Here is a 507-nt window from a genome sequence, read left to right on the forward strand (position 1 = left end):
TGATCTGTCATACAATTAAAGTAGATAAGGAAATGAGATGTTGCAGGCTACGAAAGTTCGGCTGTACCCGACTAAAGAACAAAAGGAATTTTTATCCGGCCAATTCGGAGCTGTGCGCTTTTGTTTCAATCGCTCTGCAGCACTGAAAAAGAGATTTTATGAAAAGAAAGGCATATCTCTTTCCATTATCAAAGAATTGAAGCCGCTGCTCTCAATAGCAAAGAAGTCCCGCAAATACGCTTGGCTTGCCCAATATGATTCGATCAGCTTGCAGGAAGCCGTTCGTCATGCGGATACGGCATTTAAAAACTTCTTTGCTAAAAGAGCTAAATATCCAAAGTTCAAAAGCAAAAACGGAAAACAATCCAGTTATCACTGCACAAGCATATCCGTTGGCGAAAATTGGATCAAGATTCCGAAGTGCAATCCGATAAAAGCCGTTATTCACCGTCCGATTCTTGGCATCGTAAGAAGCATCACGGTAACAAAGGATCGTGTAGGAGACTA

1 protein-coding gene is annotated in these 507 nt (G+C 41.4%); it reads left to right on the plus strand.

The window, feature by feature from the left end:
* Window positions 1–37: 37 nt before the first annotated feature.
* The coding region (locus ACYQ4O_RS12980; protein WP_460175873.1) for an RNA-guided endonuclease InsQ/TnpB family protein at window positions 38–507 on the plus strand (470 nt) is incomplete at its 3' end.

It is taken from the genome of Turicimonas sp. TL08 (assembly GCF_054660695.1).